General features: G+C 67.3%; 19 protein-coding genes. 4 read left to right on the top strand and 15 right to left on the bottom strand.

Features of this window, described 5'->3' with window-relative positions; translation table 11 throughout:
- Positions 1 to 250: 250 nt before the first annotated feature.
- A complete protein-coding gene (locus C722_RS0106070) occupies positions 251 to 1,618 on the top strand; it encodes an LLM class flavin-dependent oxidoreductase (RefSeq protein WP_017639649.1) in 1,368 nt (455 codons plus the stop codon).
- Between the two features lie 17 nt (positions 1,619 to 1,635).
- Positions 1,636 to 2,421, top strand: a complete 786-nt coding sequence (locus C722_RS0106065; protein ID WP_017639648.1) for a MetQ/NlpA family ABC transporter substrate-binding protein — start codon at positions 1,636 to 1,638, stop codon at positions 2,419 to 2,421.
- 24 nt (positions 2,422 to 2,445) lie between these two features.
- Here the strand turns inward: C722_RS0106065 and C722_RS0106060 are convergent, their stop codons facing one another.
- The 14 genes from C722_RS0106060 to C722_RS0105995 form a co-directional block, all read right to left on the bottom strand.
- Positions 2,446 to 3,048: a trans-aconitate 2-methyltransferase gene (locus C722_RS0106060; RefSeq protein ID WP_017639647.1), complete on the bottom strand. Its 603-nt coding sequence runs from the start codon at positions 3,046 to 3,048 to the stop codon at positions 2,446 to 2,448.
- Between the two features lie 29 nt (positions 3,049 to 3,077).
- On the bottom strand, positions 3,078 to 3,824 hold the full coding sequence (locus C722_RS0106055) for an ABC transporter ATP-binding protein (protein ID WP_017639646.1): 747 nt from the start codon (positions 3,822 to 3,824) through the stop codon (positions 3,078 to 3,080).
- 3 nt (positions 3,825 to 3,827) lie between these two features.
- Entirely contained in the window at positions 3,828 to 5,150 is a 1,323-nt protein-coding gene (locus tag C722_RS0106050; protein WP_017639645.1) for an ABC transporter substrate-binding protein, read from the bottom strand.
- A 74-nt stretch (positions 5,151 to 5,224) separates the two neighbouring features.
- Positions 5,225 to 6,271 carry a branched-chain amino acid ABC transporter permease gene (locus tag C722_RS0106045; RefSeq protein ID WP_017639644.1) on the bottom strand — a complete coding sequence of 349 codons (1,047 nt, stop codon included), beginning with the start codon at positions 6,269 to 6,271 and terminating at the stop codon, positions 5,225 to 5,227.
- Between the two features lie 10 nt (positions 6,272 to 6,281).
- Positions 6,282 to 7,163, bottom strand: coding sequence for a branched-chain amino acid ABC transporter permease (locus tag C722_RS0106040; RefSeq protein WP_017639643.1), 882 nt, complete (start codon positions 7,161 to 7,163; stop codon positions 6,282 to 6,284).
- 170 nt (positions 7,164 to 7,333) lie between these two features.
- On the bottom strand, positions 7,334 to 8,122 hold the full coding sequence (locus tag C722_RS0106035) for an ABC transporter ATP-binding protein (protein ID WP_017639642.1): 789 nt from the start codon (positions 8,120 to 8,122) through the stop codon (positions 7,334 to 7,336).
- Between the two features lie 3 nt (positions 8,123 to 8,125).
- Positions 8,126 to 9,217, bottom strand: a complete 1,092-nt coding sequence (gene sfnG, locus C722_RS0106030; protein ID WP_017639641.1) for a dimethylsulfone monooxygenase SfnG — start codon at positions 9,215 to 9,217, stop codon at positions 8,126 to 8,128.
- A 291-nt stretch (positions 9,218 to 9,508) separates the two neighbouring features.
- The gene (locus C722_RS0106025; protein WP_017639640.1) at positions 9,509 to 10,162 is read right to left on the bottom strand and encodes a methionine ABC transporter permease; all 654 of its coding nucleotides are present in this window, start codon (positions 10,160 to 10,162) and stop codon (positions 9,509 to 9,511) included.
- Positions 10,155 to 11,252, bottom strand: a complete 1,098-nt coding sequence (locus tag C722_RS0106020; RefSeq protein ID WP_017639639.1) for a methionine ABC transporter ATP-binding protein — start codon at positions 11,250 to 11,252, stop codon at positions 10,155 to 10,157. Before C722_RS0106020 ends, C722_RS0106025 begins: the two co-directional genes overlap by 8 nt.
- On the bottom strand, positions 11,249 to 12,091 hold the full coding sequence (locus C722_RS0106015) for a MetQ/NlpA family ABC transporter substrate-binding protein (protein WP_017639638.1): 843 nt from the start codon (positions 12,089 to 12,091) through the stop codon (positions 11,249 to 11,251). Before C722_RS0106015 ends, C722_RS0106020 begins: the two co-directional genes overlap by 4 nt.
- A gap of 63 nt (positions 12,092 to 12,154) precedes the next feature.
- Positions 12,155 to 13,183 carry an ABC transporter substrate-binding protein gene (locus C722_RS0106010; protein WP_017639637.1) on the bottom strand — a complete coding sequence of 343 codons (1,029 nt, stop codon included), beginning with the start codon at positions 13,181 to 13,183 and terminating at the stop codon, positions 12,155 to 12,157.
- Between the two features lie 264 nt (positions 13,184 to 13,447).
- The gene (locus C722_RS0106005; RefSeq protein ID WP_026083679.1) at positions 13,448 to 14,413 is read right to left on the bottom strand and encodes an ABC transporter substrate-binding protein; all 966 of its coding nucleotides are present in this window, start codon (positions 14,411 to 14,413) and stop codon (positions 13,448 to 13,450) included.
- A 5-nt stretch (positions 14,414 to 14,418) separates the two neighbouring features.
- Positions 14,419 to 15,372: an ABC transporter substrate-binding protein gene (locus C722_RS0106000; RefSeq protein WP_017639635.1), complete on the bottom strand. Its 954-nt coding sequence runs from the start codon at positions 15,370 to 15,372 to the stop codon at positions 14,419 to 14,421.
- Complete coding sequence (locus tag C722_RS0105995) at positions 15,369 to 16,148, bottom strand: class II aldolase/adducin family protein (RefSeq protein WP_017639634.1); 780 nt, start codon at positions 16,146 to 16,148, stop codon at positions 15,369 to 15,371. The genes C722_RS0106000 and C722_RS0105995 overlap by 4 nt, the downstream gene beginning before the upstream one ends.
- A gap of 251 nt (positions 16,149 to 16,399) precedes the next feature.
- On the opposite strand from C722_RS0105995, the gene C722_RS0105990 reads away from it, so the two are divergent.
- On the top strand, positions 16,400 to 17,002 hold the full coding sequence (locus tag C722_RS0105990; protein ID WP_017639633.1) for a hypothetical protein: 603 nt from the start codon (positions 16,400 to 16,402) through the stop codon (positions 17,000 to 17,002).
- The gene (locus C722_RS0105985) at positions 16,999 to 18,567 is read left to right on the top strand and encodes a rhodanese-related sulfurtransferase (protein ID WP_017639632.1); all 1,569 of its coding nucleotides are present in this window, start codon (positions 16,999 to 17,001) and stop codon (positions 18,565 to 18,567) included. The genes C722_RS0105990 and C722_RS0105985 overlap by 4 nt, the downstream gene beginning before the upstream one ends.
- Here C722_RS0105985 and C722_RS0105980 read toward each other — a convergent pair.
- Positions 18,564 to 19,211: an alpha/beta family hydrolase gene (locus tag C722_RS0105980; RefSeq protein ID WP_017639631.1), complete on the bottom strand. Its 648-nt coding sequence runs from the start codon at positions 19,209 to 19,211 to the stop codon at positions 18,564 to 18,566. The genes C722_RS0105985 and C722_RS0105980 overlap by 4 nt on opposite strands.
- Positions 19,212 to 19,303 lie beyond the last annotated feature (92 nt).

Raw genomic sequence — 19,303 nt, 5'->3', positions numbered from 1 at the left:
AGTGGACGGCGAGTGGATGCCGGCCACGATAAGGAATAAGCAAAGGTCAGATTAATACCGATTTGGAATTTGGTTAGAGGCGAGCGTCCTGCCGCGACCGCCCTAACGTTATTCCGAAAGGCTATTTAAAGCCCGGCATATCTTGAAGCTAACGTATAACCACCGGACCACCGGATCTCTCCTTTCGCCTTTACCCCGAGGATCCCATGGCTGTGCTCCGGACCTTTCTCCCTGCAGGGGCGCCCGCCCCATGACCGCCCCCGCCAAGCAGGTGCTGCTCAACGCCTTCAACATGAACACCGTGGGCCACATCAATCATGGCCTCTGGACCCATCCACGGGACGCCTCCAGTCGCTACCACACCCTGGGCTACTGGACCGAGTTGGCCCAGCTGCTGGAGCGCGGGTTGTTCGACGGCCTGTTCATCGCCGACATCCTCGGTGTCTACGACGTCTATGGCGGCAACGTCGACCTGACCCTGCGCGAGTCCATCCAGTTGCCGGTCAATGACCCCTTCCTGCTGGTCTCGGCCATGGCCGCCAGCACCCGGCACCTGGGCTTTGGCCTGACCGCCAACCTCACCTATGAGCCGCCCTACCCCTTCGCCCGCCGTCTTTCGACCCTGGATCACCTGAGCGAAGGCCGCGTCGGCTGGAACATCGTCACCGGCTACCTGGACAGCGCCGCCCGCGCCATGGGCCTGGACCGGCAGATCGCCCACGACCGCCGCTACGACCAGGCCGATGAATACCTGGAAGTGCTCTACAAGCTGCTCGAAGGCAGCTGGGCAGACGATGCGGTGGTCCGTGACCGTGCCCAGCGGATCTATGCGCGCCCAGAGCGGGTGCGCAAGGTCGAACACCATGGCGAATTCTTCGACGTCGAGGGCTATCACCTCTGCGAGCCCTCGCGGCAGCGCACCCCGGTGCTGTTCCAGGCCGGCTCCTCGGATCGCGGCCTGGCCTTTGCCGGGCGCCACGCCGAGTGCGTGTTCATCTCCGGGCAGGACCAGGCCGCCACCCGCGCCCAGGTCGAGCGCGTCCGTGGCGCGGCAGTGGCCGCCGGCCGGCGCGCGGATGACGTCAAGCTGTTCATGGGCCTCACGGTGATCGTCGCCCCCACCGCCGCCGAGGCCCGCGACAAGCACGCCGAATACCTGAGCTATGCCAGCGCCGAGGCCGGCGTGGCCCACCACTCAGCCTCGGTGGGCATCGACCTGGCCACCTATGGCCTCGACGAACCCATCCGCCCGCAACGGACCGAGGCCATCGAATCGGCGCTCAAGCGCCTGGTGGCCAAGGACGCCGGCTGGACCCGCCGCAAGCTCCTGGAGCAGCACGCCCTGGGTGGCCGCTACACCGCCCTGGTCGGCGATCCCAGGCAGGTGGCCGATGCCCTGCTCGGCTGGATCGACGAAACCGGGCTGGACGGCTTCAACCTCGCCCGCACCGTTACCCCGGAGTGCTACGGCGACTTCATCGATCTGGTGATCCCGGAGTTGCAGAGCCGGGGACGCTACAAGACCGCCTACGCCGAGGGCAGCTTCAGGCACAAGCTGTTCGGCCGCGGTGACCACCTCGACAGCCGCCACTTCGGCAGTCGTTTCCGCCAGGACTGACCCTTCAAGAACGCCCCATGACCCGCCTCAAACCTCTGCTGTTCGCCCTCGGCTTCTTCAGCACCGCAGCCCTGGCTGCCCCCCTCAAGATCGGTACCACCGCCGCCTTCGCCCCACCCCTGGAAGTGGCGGTGCAGGAGGCCAAGGCTGCCGGCGTGGACGTGGAGATCGTCGAATTCAGCGACTGGATCGCCCCCAACACCAGTCTCGCCAACCACGACATCGACGCCAACTACTACCAGCACATCCCCTTTCTGGAGAACGCCAAGCGCACCGCCGGCTATGACCTGGTGGCGGTGGCGCCGGGGATCATCAACAACGTCGGGCTCTATTCGAAGAAATACCGGACCCTGGCCGAGGTGCCCAAGGGGGCGCGGGTGGCCATCGCCAACGATGCCATCAATGGCGGCCGTGGCCTGTTGCTGCTGGAGAAGGCCGGCTTCATCACCTTGAAGCCCGGCGTCGGCTACCACGCCACCCTGGCGGACATCACCGGCAATCCCCGCGATATCCAGATCGTCGAGCTGGAAGCCGTCCAGCTGGCCCGCTCCCTGGACGACGTCGACGTGGCCCAGGGCTATCCCCACTATCTGCGCCTGGCCAAGACCATCGATCCCAACCAGGCCCTGCTGTTCGATGGCCTCGACCACCCCGAGTACGTCATCCAGTTCGTCGCTCGCCCGGACAACAAGGACGATCCACGCCTGGCCAAGCTGATCGATGTCTACCAGCACTCGCCCAAGGTCCGCGCTGCCCTGGACCAGGCCCATGGCACCCTCTACCAGCCGGGCTGGAAGGACTGATCGACGCCTCGTTCTCTTGGAGCGTTAGAGCTTTTCCACGACGAAGGCGCAGCGCCCCCGGTTCCGCCCCCCGTCGGGCAGGTCCATGAGTTCGTCGATGAGGATGCGCACGCCCTGCGCCATGAGCAGGGCGCGCAGCTCCTCCGGCGGGTGGGAGTCATAGAAGAATGGCTGGTTGAACATGGTATCGACGAAGGCCTCGTTCGCCGAGCCGCCGGCCGTCAGCATCAGGCGGCCACCCCGTGGCAACCCGGCGATCACCCGCGCCAGGAGGGTCGCGTGCCAGCGGCGCTCCAGATGAAACAGCGAATCCCACAGCAGTGCGCCCTGGTAGGGTTCGGCGCAGGCGTAGGTTTCCAACCGCGCCTCGATCCAGCGTTGCTTGGGAAATTCCCGCCGCGCATGGGCCAGCATGGCGGCCGCCTGATCGACCCCGAGCACGCGATGCCCCTGGGCGAGGATGGCGGCGGCGACCGGGGTGCCGGTGCCACAGCCCAGGTCGAGCAGGGTGGCGCCGGGCTCGAGCTTTTCCAGGAGCACCTCCAGGTAGCGACGCTCGTCGTCCCTGAGGCTGACGCGGGCCTGGCGAAAGGTATCGGCGACGGCGTTGTAGGAGGTCTTGTTCATGGCGTGGGCTCCCTGGTCGTCACGGGAGCTTAGCCCACCCCCAGGTAGGCCGCCTGCACCGCCTCGCGCGTCAGGCCCGTACCGGGCACGCCGGACTGCACCACCCGCCCGCTTTCCAGCACGAAGGCCTGATGGGCATAGTCCAGGGCGATGGCACTGTTCTGCTCGGCCATCAGCACACTCAGGCCCTCCTCCCGATTGAGCCGGGCGACGCTGGCGAAGATCTCCTCCACCAGTAGCGGCGCCAGGCCCATGGAGGGTTCGTCCAGCAGCAGCAGGCGAGGCCGCGCCATGAGGGCGCGACCCAGGGCGATCATCTGCTGCTCGCCACCGGAGGTCAGGCCCGCCAGCTGTCGGCGCTTGCCAGCCAGGCGCGGAAACCAGGCATAGATACGCTCCAGCTCCTCCCGCTGCGCGGCGCGCCCAAGGCGGCGAACGAAGCCACCGCTGAGCAGATTCTCTTCCACGCTGAGCCGCCCGAAGCAGTGGCGGCCCTCCAGCACCTGGGCCAGGCCGGCGCGGACCCGGGCATCGGCCGACTGGCCCGCGAGGTCCCGCCCTTCATAGCGGATGGCACCGCGGACCAGGCTACCGCGGGCAGCGCCGAGCAGCCCCGAGAGGGCCTTGAGCGTGGTGCTCTTGCCGGCTCCATTGGCGCCCAGCAAGGCCACGACCTGCCCCTGGCCGACCTGCAGACTAACGCCATCGACGGCCAGGATGGCGCCGTCGTAACGGACTTCGATGGCCTCGACCGCCAGTAAGGGGGTGGTCGTCATGCCTCAGCCCTCCTTGCTGCAGTCACGCGGCGTGATGCCCTTTTCCTTGGCGTACTGCCTGGCCGAGGCTTCGATGATCGGCCGCAGGAAGGCGCGATCGGCCTGCACCCAGTCGCTCACCAGCTGCCATTTCTCGCCATCCCACTGTTGGATGCGGATGGCGCCGCCGCCTTCGTGGTCGGCGCAGGAGAGCTTGAGCGGCTGCACCAAGCCCTTGGCGCCCAGGGCCTGCAGGCGGGCATCGTCCAGGTTCAGGTGCTCGAAACCCCAGCGCACCTGCTCGCCGCTGAGGGGTTTGTCACCGTACTTGGCCTGGGCCAGGCGCAGCGCCTCGACGTTGAGGATGCCGTTGACCACGCCGAGGTTGTAGTAGACGGTGCCGAAGCGCTTGGGATCGGCGAGGTCACTCTGCCCCTTGGCCACCACGTCGCGCGCGATGCCCTGCAGCACCGGGAAGTCGGTGCCCGAGGGGTGGGTGGTGATGGCCAGGAAGCCCTTGGCCGCCGCCCCGGCCGGGCGGACGTCCTCCTCGGAGTTGCTCCAGATGTTGCCGATGATGTGGTCGACCGGATAACCAACTTTCTGCGCGGTCTTGATCGCCACCGGATTCATCACCCCCCAGCCGCGCAGGATCACCCAATCGGGCTTGATGCGGCGGATGTTGAGCCACTGGGATTGCTGCTCGTTGCCCGGATGCGGTACCTCCAGCAGGGTCAGCGCGAAGCCGTAGCGATCCGCCAGCTGCTGCAGCACCTCGTTGGTTTCCTTGCCGTAGGGCGAGCCATGGTAGAGGGTGACGATCTTCTTGCCCTTGAGGCTATCGACCCCGCCGCCCTGCAGGGCGATCCAGTTGAGGATGGCCGAGACCTCCGAATAGGGATTGAGCTGCAGCGGGAAGACATAGGGAAAGACGCTGCCGTCAGTGGAATCGGTACGGCCATGGTTGATGGTGATCAGCGGCAGCCGGTCGGCGGTGGACCTTTCCAGGGTGGCGTAGGCGATGCCCACCGACAGCGGATTGGTGGCGGCCGCGGGCGCGCCGTTCCGCCCATTCTTCAGGCGCTCATAGCACTCCACGCCCTTCTCGACGATGTATTCGGTCTCGCATTCGCTCCACACCAGCTTGACGCCATTCACCCCGCCGTTGGCGTTGACGTATTTCATATAGTCGATGAAGCCACCGAAGAAGCCGGTGCCACCGGCGGCATAGGGGCCGACGCGATAGCTCTGCAGCGGGAAGTATTGCTCGCCGGCGGCCTGGACCGGACCGAGGGTGGTGAGGCCCAGGGCCAGGACGAGGCTGCCGAGCAGATGACGTTTGCACATGGGGACTTTCCTTGTTGGGGGTGTGCCTTGTGAAGGTGTGAGACCGGCGAGCCTTCTCGCCGGCAAACGGGATGTCAGCGGCGGCACAGGCGTTGCCAGCCGCGGGTGGCCAGGCGGGTCAGGCCCTCGGGTTCCTTGATCAGCACCAGGATGATCAGGGCGCCGAAGGCCATCTTCTGCAGGTTCTCCAGCTGGCCGGCGGCGATGAGGTCAGCGGGTAGCCAGCCGGCCAGGTTGGAGAGCAGCAGCGGAAACAGCACCATGAAGGCGGCCCCATAGAGGCTGCCGGCCAGGCTGCCGAGTCCACCGAGGATGACGATGAAGAGGATCTGGAAAGAGCGACTCAGGTCGAAGCCATGGGGCTCGACGGTGCCCAGGTAGGTGAAGGCCCAGAGCGCACCGGCGATGCCCAGGTAGAAGCCACTCAGGGCGAAGGCCAGCAGCTTGGCCCGGACCACTGACAGGCCCATCACCGCGGCGGCCGTCTCGCGGTCACGGACCGCCATCCAGGTCCGGCCGAGTTCGCCGTGCACCAGTCGCGCCGCGAAGGCGAACAGCGCCAGCACCACCACCAGGGTGGCCAGATAGCGCCCCAGCGGCCCGCTGAAGTCCTGGCCCAGCAACACCAGCGGCGGCGCGCTGATCACCCCCGAGGCACTGCCATGGGAAAACCAGTCGAAGCGGGTCAGGGCCCAGAGGATAGAAAACTGCGCGGCCAGGCTGGAGACGATCAGGTAGAAGCCGCGAATCCTCAGGCTGGGCAGGCCGAACAGCAGCGACACCAGGGCTGCCAGCAAGCCACCGGCGAACAGGCACAGCGGCAGGGGCCAGCCCAGGCGCACCTGCAGGTTGTAGGTGGCGAAGGCGCCCACCGCCATGAAGGCGGCCGAGCCCAGCGACAGCTGGCCGGCATAGCCGGTGAGCAGATTGAGCCCCAGCCCGGCCAAGGCCAGCACCAGAAAGGGAATCAGCAGGGCATTGAACAGGTAGTCGGTGCCGACCCAGGGCACCACACCGCAGGCCAAGGCCAGGAGCGCGACCAGCGCCAGGCGAGCGGGTCGCAGCGCAGGGGCACGGGGGGACAGCGGACGCGCCGTCAGGGCGTCGAGGGAGGTGGTCATGGGAAGTCCTCTAGACGCGCTCGACCGTGGGTTCGCCGAACAGGCCGACCGGTCGAATCAGCAGGAATACCAGGGCGAAGGCATAGGGAAACCAGTTCTCCAGGCCGCCGCCGATGAGGGGGCCGAGATAAACCTCGGCGAGTTTTTCGCTGGCACCGATCAGCAGGCCGCCGACGATGGCCCCGGTGACCGAGGAGAAGCCGCCGATGATCAGCACCGGCAGCGCCTTGAGTACGATCAGCGACAGCGAGAACTGCACTCCCAGCCGCGCGCCCCAGAGCAGGCCCGCCACCAGGCCGACGCAACCGGCCACCGCCCACACCAGCACCCAGATGCGCGGCAGACGAATGCCCACTGCCTGGGCCGCCAAGGGATCGTCGGCCACGGCGCGCAGGGAGATGCCCAAGCGGGTGCGCTCGAACAGCAGCGACAGTCCGATCACCAGCACCGCCGCCACCGCCGCGGCGAACAGGTCGAAGGTCGACAGCAAGAGATCGCCCACCTCCAGCGGGGTATCCTCGATACCCAGGTCCAGACCATGCACCTGGGCGCCCCACAACGCCTGGGCGGCGCCCTCGAGGAAATAGGCCAGGCCCAGGGTGGCCATGAACAGCACCAGCGGCGAGCGATTCACCAGCGGCCGCAGCACCGTGCGCTCCACCGCCACCGCCAGCAGCACCATGACGCCCAGGGTGCTGAGCAGCGCCAGCCAGCCGGGCAGCCCGCGCTCCACCAAGCTGACGTAGGTCAGGGCGGCGAACAGCAGCATGGCGCCCTGGGCGAAGTTGAACACGCCCGAGGCCCGGTAGATGAGCACGAAGCCCAGGGCCACCAGGGCATACATCACCCCGGCGAGCAGGCCGCCGAGCAAGACTTCCAAGAAAAACGCCATGGTTTTCTCCCTGAGGCGTCCAATGTCCTTAGAAGCTGTTTACGATCTCGCGAGCTAGAGCCAAACAAGGCGGAAAGGCCTGAGGAAGCGGAGTTTACGAGTGGTAAATGAGCATTCCGAAGGTCTTTCCAACGCCGGTTGGCCGACGCGCAGCAGATCGTCAACAACTTCTAGTGACGGGTCCCGAGATAGGCGGCGATAACCGCCGGATCCCGGCGCACCACGGCGGGTGCGCCGTCGGCGATGAGGCGACCGTAGTCCAGCACCACCACGTGATCCGCCAGCTGCATCACCACCTGGATGTCGTGCTCGATCAGCACCACGGTGACCCCGTGCTCGCGGTTGATGGCCTGGATGTAGCCGCTCAGCTCGCGCTTCTCCTTGGCGTTCATCCCGGCCATGGGTTCGTCCAGCAGCAACAGCCGCGGCTCGGCCGCCAGCGCCCGGGCCAGCTCCACGCGCTTCTGCAGGCCATAGGGCAGGCTGCCCACGGCAGTGTCGCGCCAGGCCCCCAGTTGCAGGAAATCCAGTGCCCGCTCGGCCACTGCCCGTTGCGCCCGCTCTTCGGCCGGGGCGCGGCCCAGGCGCAGGGCTTGCTCCAGCCAGGAGGCCCGCCGATGGCGGCCGCGCCCGGTGAGCACGTTGTCGAGCACGCTCATGCCCTTGAACAGCGCCAGATTCTGGAAGGTGCGCGCCACTCCGGCGTGGGCCGCGGCCTGCGGGCGACGCAGCGCGCGGCTTGATCCGGCCAGCCGCACGCTACCCCGCTGCGGTCGGTAGAGGCCGTTGATCACGTTGAGCAACGAACTCTTGCCGGCGCCATTGGGCCCGATCAGGGCGCAGATCTCGCCTTCGCGAACCTGGAAGCCGACCTCGGCGAAGGCCGTGACCCCGCCGAAGGCCAGCGCCAAGTCGCTGACCTCCAGAAGGACCGGACGCGTGGCCAGGCTCGCGCCCATGGTCTAGGCCGCCGCCTGGGCCGCGGCCCGGGCTTCGAGTTCGCGCACCAGCGGCAGCACCCGCCGGCCGAAGTACTCCACCTCTTCCTGGAAGTGCAGGAAACCCGCCAGCACCAGGTCCACGCCCACCGCCTTGAGGGCGACGATGCGCTCGGCGATCTGCTCGGGGGTGCCGATCAGGTTGGTCTTGAAGCCGTCGTTGTACTGCACCAGGTCTTCGAAGCTGGACTTGGCCCAGTTGCCCTCGCCTTCCGGACTGGCCGCGCCGGCATTGCGCGCCTCATGACCGAAAGCCTGGACCGCCTCCGGGTTGGCCTTGGCGATGATCTCGTCGAGCACCGCGCGGGCCTCGGCCTCGGTGTCCCGGGCGATGACGAAGGCATTGACGCCGACCTTGATCGAATGACCGTTCGCCGCGGCCTTGGCGCGCAGGTCCTCGACCTGGGCGCGGATACCCTCGGGGGTGTTGCCGTTGGTGAAGTACCAGTCGGAGACCCGCGCCGCCATGTCCCGTGCGGCGCGGGAGCTGCCACCCTGGAAGATCTCCGGGTGCGGCTGCTGCAGCGGCTTGGGTTTGAGGGTGTAGTTACGGAAGCGATAGAAGTCGCCGGCGAAGCTGAAGCTGTCCTGGGTCCAGATGCCCTTGAGGGCGCGGATGAATTCCTCGGAGCGCCGGTAGCGCTCGTCGTGGTCGAGCCAGGGCTCGCCGATGCCGTGGAATTCGCCCTTGAACCAGCCGGACACCAGGTTGATGGCGACCCGGCCATTGGTGAGCTGGTCGATGGTCGCCAGCTGCTTGGCCGCCAGCGCCGGATTCCAGGGGCCGGGCAGGATGGCGGCGATCACCTTGAGCCGCTCGGTGGCGGCCAGCAACGCATGGCTGAAGGCCACCGATTCATGCTGGTACTCGGCGCCGTAGCCGGCGGTGAAACGGATCTGCGTCAGGGCATAGTCGAAACCGGCCTGCTCGGCGAGCTGGGCCAGCTTGCGGTTGTAGTCGATGCCCCAGTGGGTGCGCTGCTCGATGGTGCTGACCACCAGGCCGCCGCTGACGTTGGGGACCCAATAGGCGAATTTGACGGGGACGTGGGACACGGTTGTTTCCTCCAGGTGACGCCGCCGTCGAGGGCGGTCGAGATGATGGCTACCCTGGACTAATCAAGAACCGGACCAACAAAAATAATCCTTACAAATCAATCATTTAAAAGAAAATCTTGGCATCGACAGGCTGTTTCGACCCAGGCAGCTGTTGGGTCCCTGTCTCCTCCGCAACAGCAGGCAGAGGCTCTGGCCTGGGCTTTTGCCCGATGACTGTCCAATATCGAAAACGACGACGCCCGGAGGACCAAGGGCCGCTCCGGGCGTCGCAGGGGAAAGAACGAGGAGTTAACGCGCCCGCAGGTGCCGCACGTAGCGATCGCCGATGAACTGGATGCCGCACACCAGCACCACCAGTATGGCGATCACTACGGCCATCACCTGGGTGTCGTAGCGCTGGTAGCCGTAGCGGATCGCCAGGTCGCCGAGACCGCCCGCGCCTATGGCGCCGGCCATGGCAGAGGCGCCGATCATGGCCACCAGGGTCACGGTGAAGCCGCCGATGATGCCGGGCAGTGCCTCCGGCAGCAGCACGTTGAAGACGATGTGGCGCCGCTCGCAGCCCAGCGCCTGGGCCGCCTCGATCACCCCACCGCCGACCTCGCGCAGGCTGACCTCGGCGATGCGGGCGAAGAACGGCGTGGCGCTGAGGGTGATGGGCACCACCGCCGCCCAGACGCCGATGGTGGTACCGGTGATCAGCCGCGTCAGCGGGATCAGGGCCACCAGCAGGATGATGAAGGGCGTGGCGCGAAAGGCGTTGATCACCGTGCCCAGTACCCGGTTGAGGGTCGGCGCGGCGAAGATGGCGCCGCGCCCGGTGGTGACCAGCACCACCGCCAGGGCGATGCCGGCGAACCAGACGATGGCCGCGGACACGCTGACCATGGTCAGGGTATCGAGAAAGGCCTTCCACAGCGCCTTGAGCATGAAGTCAGACATAGCCCAGCACCTCCGCCCGGGCAAACAACCCGGTCTGGGTCAGGAAGCTGGCCAGCCGTCGCTCCGGTGCTGCGGTCGCCACCAGCAGGCGGCCCAGGGCATGCCCCTGGATGCGGTCGATACCGCCATGCAGCAGTTCGACCGGTGCGCCGAGGGCCTGGCCCAGCGCCTGGAAGTCAGGCTCCGCGCCCTGGCCGTCGTAGTGGAGCTCCAACACGGCCCGGGCACCAGACTGCCGGGTGGCACTGAGCTGCCTGGCCAGATCCGCTGGCAGCTGAGCCGCCAACGGTGCCAGCAGCGCCCGGGTGGCCTCCGCCTGGGGTGCGCCGAACAGCTGCCACACCGGTCCCTGTTCGACGATGCGCCCGTGTTCCAGCACCACCACCCGGTCGCAGATCTGGCGAATCACCGCCATCTCGTGGGTGATGAGCACGATGGTCAACCCCAGGCGGCGATTGATGTCCTGCAACAGCGCCAGGATCGACTGGGTGGTCTCCGGGTCCAGCGCCGAGGTAGCCTCGTCGCAGAGCAGCAGCTCGGGCTTGAGCATCAGGGCACGGGCGATGCCCACCCGCTGCTTCTGGCCGCCGGACAGACGGGAGGGATAGACCTGCTCCTTGCCCTGCAGGCCCACCAGTTCCAGCAATTCCCGGGCCCGGGCTTCGATCTCGTCACGACGAAAACCGGCGGCCTTGAGCGGCAGCGCCAGGTTCTCCAGCACCGTCTGCGAGGCCAGCAGATTGAAGTGCTGGAAGATCATGCCGATGCGCCGCCGCAGCGCTACCAGCCGGTCGCCCTGCAGGGTGCCGATGTCGACGCCGTCGACCAGCACCTGGCCGGCGCTGACATCCTCCAAACGGTTGAGGGTGCGGATCAGGCTGGACTTGCCAGCGCCACTGCGGCCGATGATGCCGAAGATCTCGCCACGCGCGATGCTGAGGTCGATGTCCGCCAGGGCGGTCACCGGCAGCGCGCCGCCGGTATAGACCTTCTGCACCCCGCTTAGGCGCAGATGCTCGCGCGCGGAGGCGGCTTGGGGCTCGAGGGGCGGCTGCGCCGCCGCGGCGGGTTTACGCAGGGCAGTGCTCATCGGGCGGCCTCCTGCCGATTCAGCCAGGCCAGGCTGTAGAGCTGCGGATTGCCATAGGCCTGGGCGATGGCCTCGCGCACCCGCGGATCGTTCTGGAACACCTGGATGAAGGTACGGATCGCCGGGTCATCCGCCTTTTCCGGCTTGGTCACGAATCTCAGGGCATAGAGGTGGCCGCTGGCCTCGTCGTCGCTGAACAGCAGCGCGCTGTTGGGATCCGTCGTGCCGGCCGCGAGGATGTGCGAAGGATAGCTCTGCGCCAGGGTCACATCGTCCAGCACCCGCGCCAGTTGCGGCCCGGGCAGCTCGATGAACTTCAGTTGCTTGGGATTGGCGACGATGTCCTGCAGGCTGGCCTTGGGTCCGGCGTCGGGCCGGAGCTGGATCAGGCCGGCGCGGGCATAGAGGTGCAGCCCGCGCCCCTGGTTGACCGGATCGTCGGCCACCGCCACGGTGGCGCCGTCCGGCACCTCGGCAAAGCTTTTCACGCGTTTGGAATAGAGGCCGACCTTGTTTTCCACCCCGTAGGCGATGGGCACCAGGCCGTAGCCGTTCTGGGCATTGGCATTTTCCAGGAAGGGTTGATGCTGAAAGTAGTTGACGTCGATGTCGCCATGGGCGAGCGCCAGATTCGGCGTGTTCCAGTCGCTGAAGGCGACGATCTCCACCGCCACGCCCCTGTCCCGCGCCACCTCGGCGGCGCGCTCCAGGGCGGCGTTCTGCGGACTGTCGTTGATGCCGAGGCGAATCTTCTGCAGCTCGGCCGCCTGGGCGGACAGCGCCAGGGTCGTGCTCGCCAGGAGCAGCCCAAGGCGCTGGAAAATCGGGGGAATAGCCATGGGAGACCTCGAGATGTCGAGGGCTCGTCCGGTGGTCCGGTGGAACCCGTAAGGGAAAAGGGATCAGCTGCCCTTCTGGTCGGGCGCATCGACGAAGAAATAGTCCTGCCAGCTGCTGGGCTGGTTGCGGATGGCCCCGATGCGATACATGAACTCCGCCAGCTTCAGGGTGTTCTGCGGCGCCGTGTCGAAATTGACCTCGGGGCTTTCGATGATCTGCTGGATCAGTGCCGGATCGAGACGTGAATTCTCGACCTTCACGTAGGTACGGGCGGCGGCGGCCTTGTCCTTCTCGATGATCTGCCCGGCCTCGATCAGCGCCTCGCGGAAGGCCTTGTAGGTCTTGGGATTGTCCCGGCGGAATTTCTCGGTGACGAACACCAGGTTGGGCGAGACGGCCCCTCCGAGCACGTCATAGGAACTGAGCACCTTGTGCACCTTGCCGCTGGCCAGTTCCTGCTCCTGGAACGGTGGATTGGCGAAATGGCTGTTGATCTCGGTACCACCGGAGATCACCGCGGCGGTGGCATCCGGATGGGGCACCGCCACGGTCAGGGGATCCAGGCGATTCCAGTTCTTCTCGCCGAAGGCCTGGGCGGCGGCGTACTGCAGGAAGCGCGATTGCACCGAGACGTTGACCGCCGGTACGGCGATGCGGTCCTTGGCGGTGAAGTCGGCCAGGGTCTTCACCTGCGGGTTGTTGGTGACCAGGTAGTTGGGAAAAGCCCCCAGGCTGGCCACGGCCTTGACGTTCTGCCGACCATGGGTGCGGTCCCAGAGCGTGAACAGCGGTCCGAGCCCGGCGGAGCCTACGTCCACCGCCCCCGACAGAACCGCCTCGTTGACGGCCGCGCCACCGGACAGCTTTATCCAGTCGACCTTGATGTCGACGCCCTCCTGCTTGCCGTGCTTCTCGATCAGCTGCTGGTCACGCAGCACATGGAGGATCACATAGGACACGCCGAATTGTTCGGAGATGCGCAGGGTACCCTCGGCCTGGGCCGCCTGGGGTGCGGCGATCAGCCCGGTGAGCAGGCTGACGGCGAGTCCCAAAGCCAGGGGACGACGGGTGAAGGGAAAACGTAAGGGCATCGTGGCACGCTCATCCATGGAATTGGCTTATAGCCTAATAAAGTTGTTCAGCGTTTTTGAAATAAGGATGGGTTATATGGATAGGCCGAGTGGCGGTGTGGCTTTTCCCTCACCCCAGCCCTCTCCCAAAGGGAGAGGGGGCGCTAGCGTACGTAGGTTGGCGCTGAGCTCCGATGGAACCACTCCCACTACCTGGCGCCTGGTCCGTAGGTTGGCGCTGAGCAAAGCGAAGCCCAACGGGCCAGGGACACCTGAACCACTGCCCTACTCCCGCGCCGCCTGCCGCGGCTGGTCCGGCTTGGCTACCTGAAACCCCTCCGCGAAGGTCCTCTGTGCATCCAACCGCTGCGGAATCAGGCCACTGCGATGGTAGAAATCCGCTGCCGCCTGCTGGTCGGCCACCACCTGGCGGTCGATGGGCTCCCAATGCAGGTGGCGTCTTTCGAATTGCAGACGGGCCACCGCCTCGGGAAAGCCGATGATCTGCGCCAGGGTCCTGGCATAGCTGTCGAGGTGGGCGTAGCCCCAGCGCTGGGCAGCGGCCAGACGATTGAGGTAGTCCTGCAATGCCGCGCGCCGAGCCGGATCGGCCAGAGCCGTGTCGGTGGCAGCCAGGAAGCTGTTGCCCGCCCAGAGCCCACGGCCGTTGACCAGCACCCGGGCGCCGTCGACCTGTTCGGCCTGGGCGGTATAGGGCTCCCAGGTCGCCCAGGCATCCACCGAGCCATTGGCCAGGGCCATCTTGGCGTCCACCGGGCCGAGGAAGCGAAAGCTCACGTCCTTGGCCGTCAGGCCCACCGAGTCCAGCGCCTTGAGGGCGATGTAGTGGCCGATGGAGCCACGCCCGGTGGCGATGCGCTTGCCCTTGAGATCAGCCGCGCTGCGCAGCGGCGAGTCGCGTGGCACGATCACCGCCGTACCATAGGGATCGGACTTGTCCACGGCAATGGCCTTGACCGGCGCGCCGGCAGCCAGGGCGAACAGCAGCGGACCATCGCCGATGATGCCGGCATCCACCGCGCCGGCATTGAGCGCCTCGGCCAGGGGCGCGGCGGCGGGAAATTCCGCCCACTGAATGCGATAACCCGGCAGGTCGCGCAGGCCATCGGCGGCCTCCAGCTGGGCGCGCATATTGCCCTTCTGGTCGGCGATGCGCAGGGTCAGGGGCTCGGCGGCCAGGGCCACGCTGGCGGCGAGTAGCAGCGGTAGCGCCAGCAGGGTACGGCGGATGAGAGTCATGGTTTGGCTTCCTGGGTAAAGACACTGGCATCGGCCAGGGCGGCGACGTCGACCGGCTTGGGCAGCACCTGGAGTTCGCTGAAGAGATCGGCCACCTGCTGCACCGCGACAAGGTCCGCCGGCCGCACCGGGCGCAGGCCACGGGAGGTGCGGGTGGAGATGGCCACCGCGGCGCCTTCCGGCAGGCGCGTCAATTCGGCGTAGACCCGGGCATAGTCCTGCGGATGAGCGACTGCCCAGGCCCGTGCCTGGGCCAGGCGCCCGGCAAAATCGGCGATGGCGGCGCGCTTGGCTGGATCCTCCAGCGACGCTGGCGTGGCAGTGAGAAAGCCCAGGGCAGTGGTCAGCCCCTGGCCGTCGCGCAGCAGCCGGGCGCCGTGCTGCTCGGCGATGCCCAGATAGGGATCGAAGGTCGCCCAGGCCTCGATCTGCCCGGCGTTGAAGGCGGCACTGGCATCGGTGGGTAGCACGAACTTGACCGTCACGTCCTCACGCTTGAGTCCGGCCTCCTCCAGGGCGGCATAGAGCAGGTGCTGGGAGATGCTGCCCTTGGCCGAGGACACCACCACGGTGCGCCCCTTGAGGTCCCTGACCGAACGGATCGGTGAATCAGCCTGCACCAGCAGCCCATTGGCCTGGGGATAGCCGACATTGGTGGCGATGAGCTTGAGCGGCACGCCGCCGGACGCGGCCATCAGCACCGGCAGGTCACCGGCGTAGGAGGTGTCCACCGCGCCAACGCGTTGGGCCTCGAACAGCGGCGCGGCGCCCTGGAAGTTGGCCCAGCGATAGCTATAGGGCGCGCCTTCGAGGGTCCCGGCGGCTTCCATCATGGCGCGCAGCCCCCGGGCCTGGTCGCCCAGTACCAGGGTCACCCCGGAAAGATCCGGAGCCGCCTGGGCCTGTCCCAGCAGCAGCGCCAGGCCCAGCGTGGCGAGCAGTCGCTTCATTGCGCGTACTCCCGGCCCTCGTGGCGCTCCAGCTGGCGCACCGCCGCGTCCCAGTGACGAATATGGGCGCCGCGCGCCAGATTGCCGGGGATGAGCTCGCTGACCTTCTGGGCGACGGCGTCCGCGGCGATCACCAGTTCGGCACCGCCGCTCTGGGCCGCCAGTTGCGCCGCGCATGAACGCTCCAGGTAATAGAGGTGCCAGAAGGCCTCTTCCAGACTTGCGCCCACGGTGAGCAGCCCATGGTTGCAGAGGATCATCGCCGGGTGCGCCCCGAGGTCGGCCACCAGTCGACTCTGCTCGTCCAGATCCAGGGCCACGCCCTCGTAGCCGTGATAGGCCAGGCGGCCAAAGAATCTCATGGCGTGCTGGGAAATCATCAGCAGTCCGCCGCGCTGGGCGGACACGCCGATGCCTGCCGCGGTGTGGGTGTGCAGCACCGCATGGAGGTCCGGCTGGGCGCGATGGATGGCGCTGTGGATCACGTAGCCGGCCGGGTTGATGCCCAACCCGGTGGGGTCGAGGACGATCTCGCCGTCGATGTCCACCTTCACCAGCGAGGAGGCGGTGATCTCGTCGAAGGTCTGGCCGAAGGGATTGATGAGGAAGTGCGCGTCCGGCCCCGGCACCCGTAGCGAGAAATGGGTGTAGATATGGTCGGTCCAGCGTTCGCGGGCGGCCAGGCGATAGGCGGCGGCGAGCTTGACCCGCGCCTCCCATTCGGCGGCGGACACCTGGGCGCGGACGCTGGCGAGGGCGTTGTGGAAGGCGGTCATGCAGCGGCTCCAGAAGCAGAAGAGGCGCCAGAGCGACGGGCGTTGCCCTGGTCTGCTTAGAACCTAACGTTGTGAGTCGCCGAGACGGAAATATCGAATGCGCATAACCTAAGATGCACAAAATTGATAACCAAAACCTAAAATTATGCGAATTATGGTTTTCAGCACAGAACCAATCGATCTAAGGTGCTGGGCGCCAGCCTTGCTTTAATGGCCGTCATCGCCCACCCGTCTCATCCGTGGAGCCCTCCATGACCCTTAGGCTCGACCGCCTGCGCCTGTTCCTGCATGACCTCGCCACCCTGGTCGACGAACACCCTGCCGAACCGCAGCTGCTGCAGCGCGGCGCCGCCCTGCTCGGCGAACTGGTCCGCCATGACGACTGGCTGCCCGAGGACTGCGCCCTGCCCCATCCCGAGCGCTACAGCCAGTACCTGCTGCATACCGATGCCCGCCAGCGCTTCTCGGTGGTGAGTTTCGTCTGGGGGCCGGGCCAGGCCACGCCGGTGCACGACCACCGTACCTGGGGCCTGATCGGCATGCTGCGCGGTGCCGAGCTTGCCCAGGGCTTCGCCTGCGACCCCGCCGGCCGCCTGCTGCCGGAAGGCGCTCCCGTGCGCCTGGAGCCGGGCCAGGTGGAAGCGGTCTCGCCGCGGGTGGGCGACATCCACCAGGTCAGCAACGCCTATGCCGACCGCACCTCCATCAGCATCCACGTCTATGGCGGCAACATCGGCGCCGTGCGCCGCGCCGTCTATGCCGCGGATGGCAAGGAAAAGCCCTTCATCTCCGGCTACACCAATCGCCAGCTGCCCAACCTGTGGGACCTGTCCCAGGAGACCGCCACACCATGACCGCCATCCGCACCGCCGAGGACATTCGCCAGGCCCTGCTCGCCGGCACCGAAGTCGCCCTGCTCGACGTCCGCGAGGAAGACCCCTTCGCCGCCGGCCATCCGTTGTGGGCCGCCAATCTGCCGTTGTCGCGCCTGGAACTGGAGGCCTGGTCGCGGCTGCCGCGGCGCGACGTGGCCATCACCCTCTATGACAATGGCGAGGGCCTAGCGGAACGCGCGGCCGAACGCCTGCACGCCCTGGGCTACACCGACGTGGCCCTGCTCGACGACGGCCTGGCGGGCTGGCGCGCCAGCGGCGGCGAACTCTTCATCGACGTCAACGTACCAAGCAAGGCCTTTGGCGAGCTGGTAGAGGCCCGGCGCCATACGCCCTCGCTGCCCGCCGAGGAGGTCCAGGCGCTGCTGGAGCAGGACGCCGATCTGGTGATCCTCGACGCCCGCCGTTTCGAGGAATACCAGACCATGAGCATTCCCGGTGGGGTCAGCGTGCCGGGTGCCGAACTGGTGCTGCGGGTGGCCGAGCTGGCACCCGATCCGCGGACCCGGGTCATTGTCAATTGCGCCGGCCGTACCCGCAGCCTGATCGGCGCCCAGTCACTGATCAACGCTGGCATTCCCAATCCGGTGGCCGCCCTGCGCAATGGCACCATCGGCTGGACCCTGGCCGGCCAGACTCTGGAACACGACCAGCAACGCCGCTTCGGTGCGGTGAGTCCGGCGACCCGGGCGACCGCCGCCGCCCGCGCCCGCCAGGTCGCCGATCGCGCCGGCGTCGCCCGCCTGCCCTTCAGCGAACTGGAGACCTGGCGCAGCGACGCCCAGCGGACCAATTACCTGATCGATGTGCGCACTCCCGAGGAATACGCCGCCGGCCACCTGCCCGGCGCCCGGTCGACGCCGGGGGGCCAGTTGGTGCAGGAGACCGATCACAGCGCCCCGGTGCGTGGTGCTCGCCTGGCCCTGGTGGACGACGACGGCGTGCGCGCCAACATGAGCGCCTCCTGGCTGGCGCAGATGGGCTGGGCGGTTGCGGTGGTCGACGACATCCCGACCGGCGCCCTGAGCGCCACTGGCCCCTGGCAGGCACCGGCGCCCACGCTGGGGCCGGTGGAGCGCATCTCGGTGACGCGGTTGCAGGAATTGCTGGCCGAGCCGGGCACCCTGGTAGTGGACGTCACCGCCAGTGCCAATTATGTGCAAAGGCATATCCCGGGCGCCGCCTGGGTGCTGCGCGCCGATCTGCCCGCAGCGCTGCCACCAGCCGAGCGCTATGTCTTCACCTGTGGCAGTGGCCAACTGGCCGCCTTCGCCGCCGTCGATGTCCAGGCCACCACTGACCGGCCGGTCCTGCTGCTGGAGGGTGGCACCTCGGCCTGGCTGGCCGCCGGCCTGCCGGTGGAAGCCGGCGAGACACAGCTCTTGTCGACTCGGCGTGACCGTTACCGGCGCCCCTACGAGGGCACCGACGCCCCACGCGAGGCCATGCAGGCCTACTTGGACTGGGAGTTCGGCCTGGTCGAGCAGTTGCGGCGGGATGGCACCAGCGGCTTCCGGGTCATCTAGCCGCTGGTCCGCACGAAGGCCGCCACCCAGGCCGCCGTCTCCACCAGCGCCTGGGAATGGCTCAGGCCGCTGCTCTTGAGCGGCTTGAGATCGTGGTCGGCAGTGGCGATCCACTGCAGCTCGATGCTTGGCGCCAAGGTATAACCGGCCACCTCCTCGCGGGTGCCCAGGGCATCGCGCTCGCCCTGGACGATCAGGGTCGGCGTGGCCAGGGTCGCCAGGTGCTCGGTGCGCAGCCGCTCGGGCTTGCCCGCCGGGTGGAAGGGATAGCCGAGGCAGATGAGGCCAGCCGCACCCAGTTCGTCGGCCAGCAGACTGGCCATCCGCCCGCCCATGGACTTGCCCGCCAGCCACAGCGGCCCGCTTTCTGCCGCGCGCCAGGTAGCGACCATGGCCCGCCAGTGCTCCAGCAGGACGGGGGCCGGATTCGGCGGGCGCCGTTTGCCCTCGGCGCGCGCTCGCGCCATGTAGGGAAAGTCGAATCTCAGGGTACGGACCTCACGTCGGGCTAACTCCTCGGCCAGCTGTTGCAGGAAGGGACTGTCCATTCCCGCGCCGGCGCCATGGGCCAGCAACAGGGTCGCCAGGGGCGTACCTGCGGGTCGGCATTCGCGAAAGCTGTCGAGGTACAACTCGTCTGCCATGGGCTACTCCTCGTCAAAACGCCAGAGCTTAACCCGGCCTTTATTGATCTGGATCAATAAAGCCAGGAGCCTGCCCCTCACACTGGGCGCCT

This window comes from Pseudomonas sp. 313 (assembly GCF_000316965.1).
In the GTDB taxonomy this organism is placed as follows: Bacteria; Pseudomonadota; Gammaproteobacteria; order Pseudomonadales; family Pseudomonadaceae; genus Chryseomonas; species Chryseomonas benzopyrenica.
This window is presented reverse-complemented; position numbering and strand designations above follow the sequence as displayed.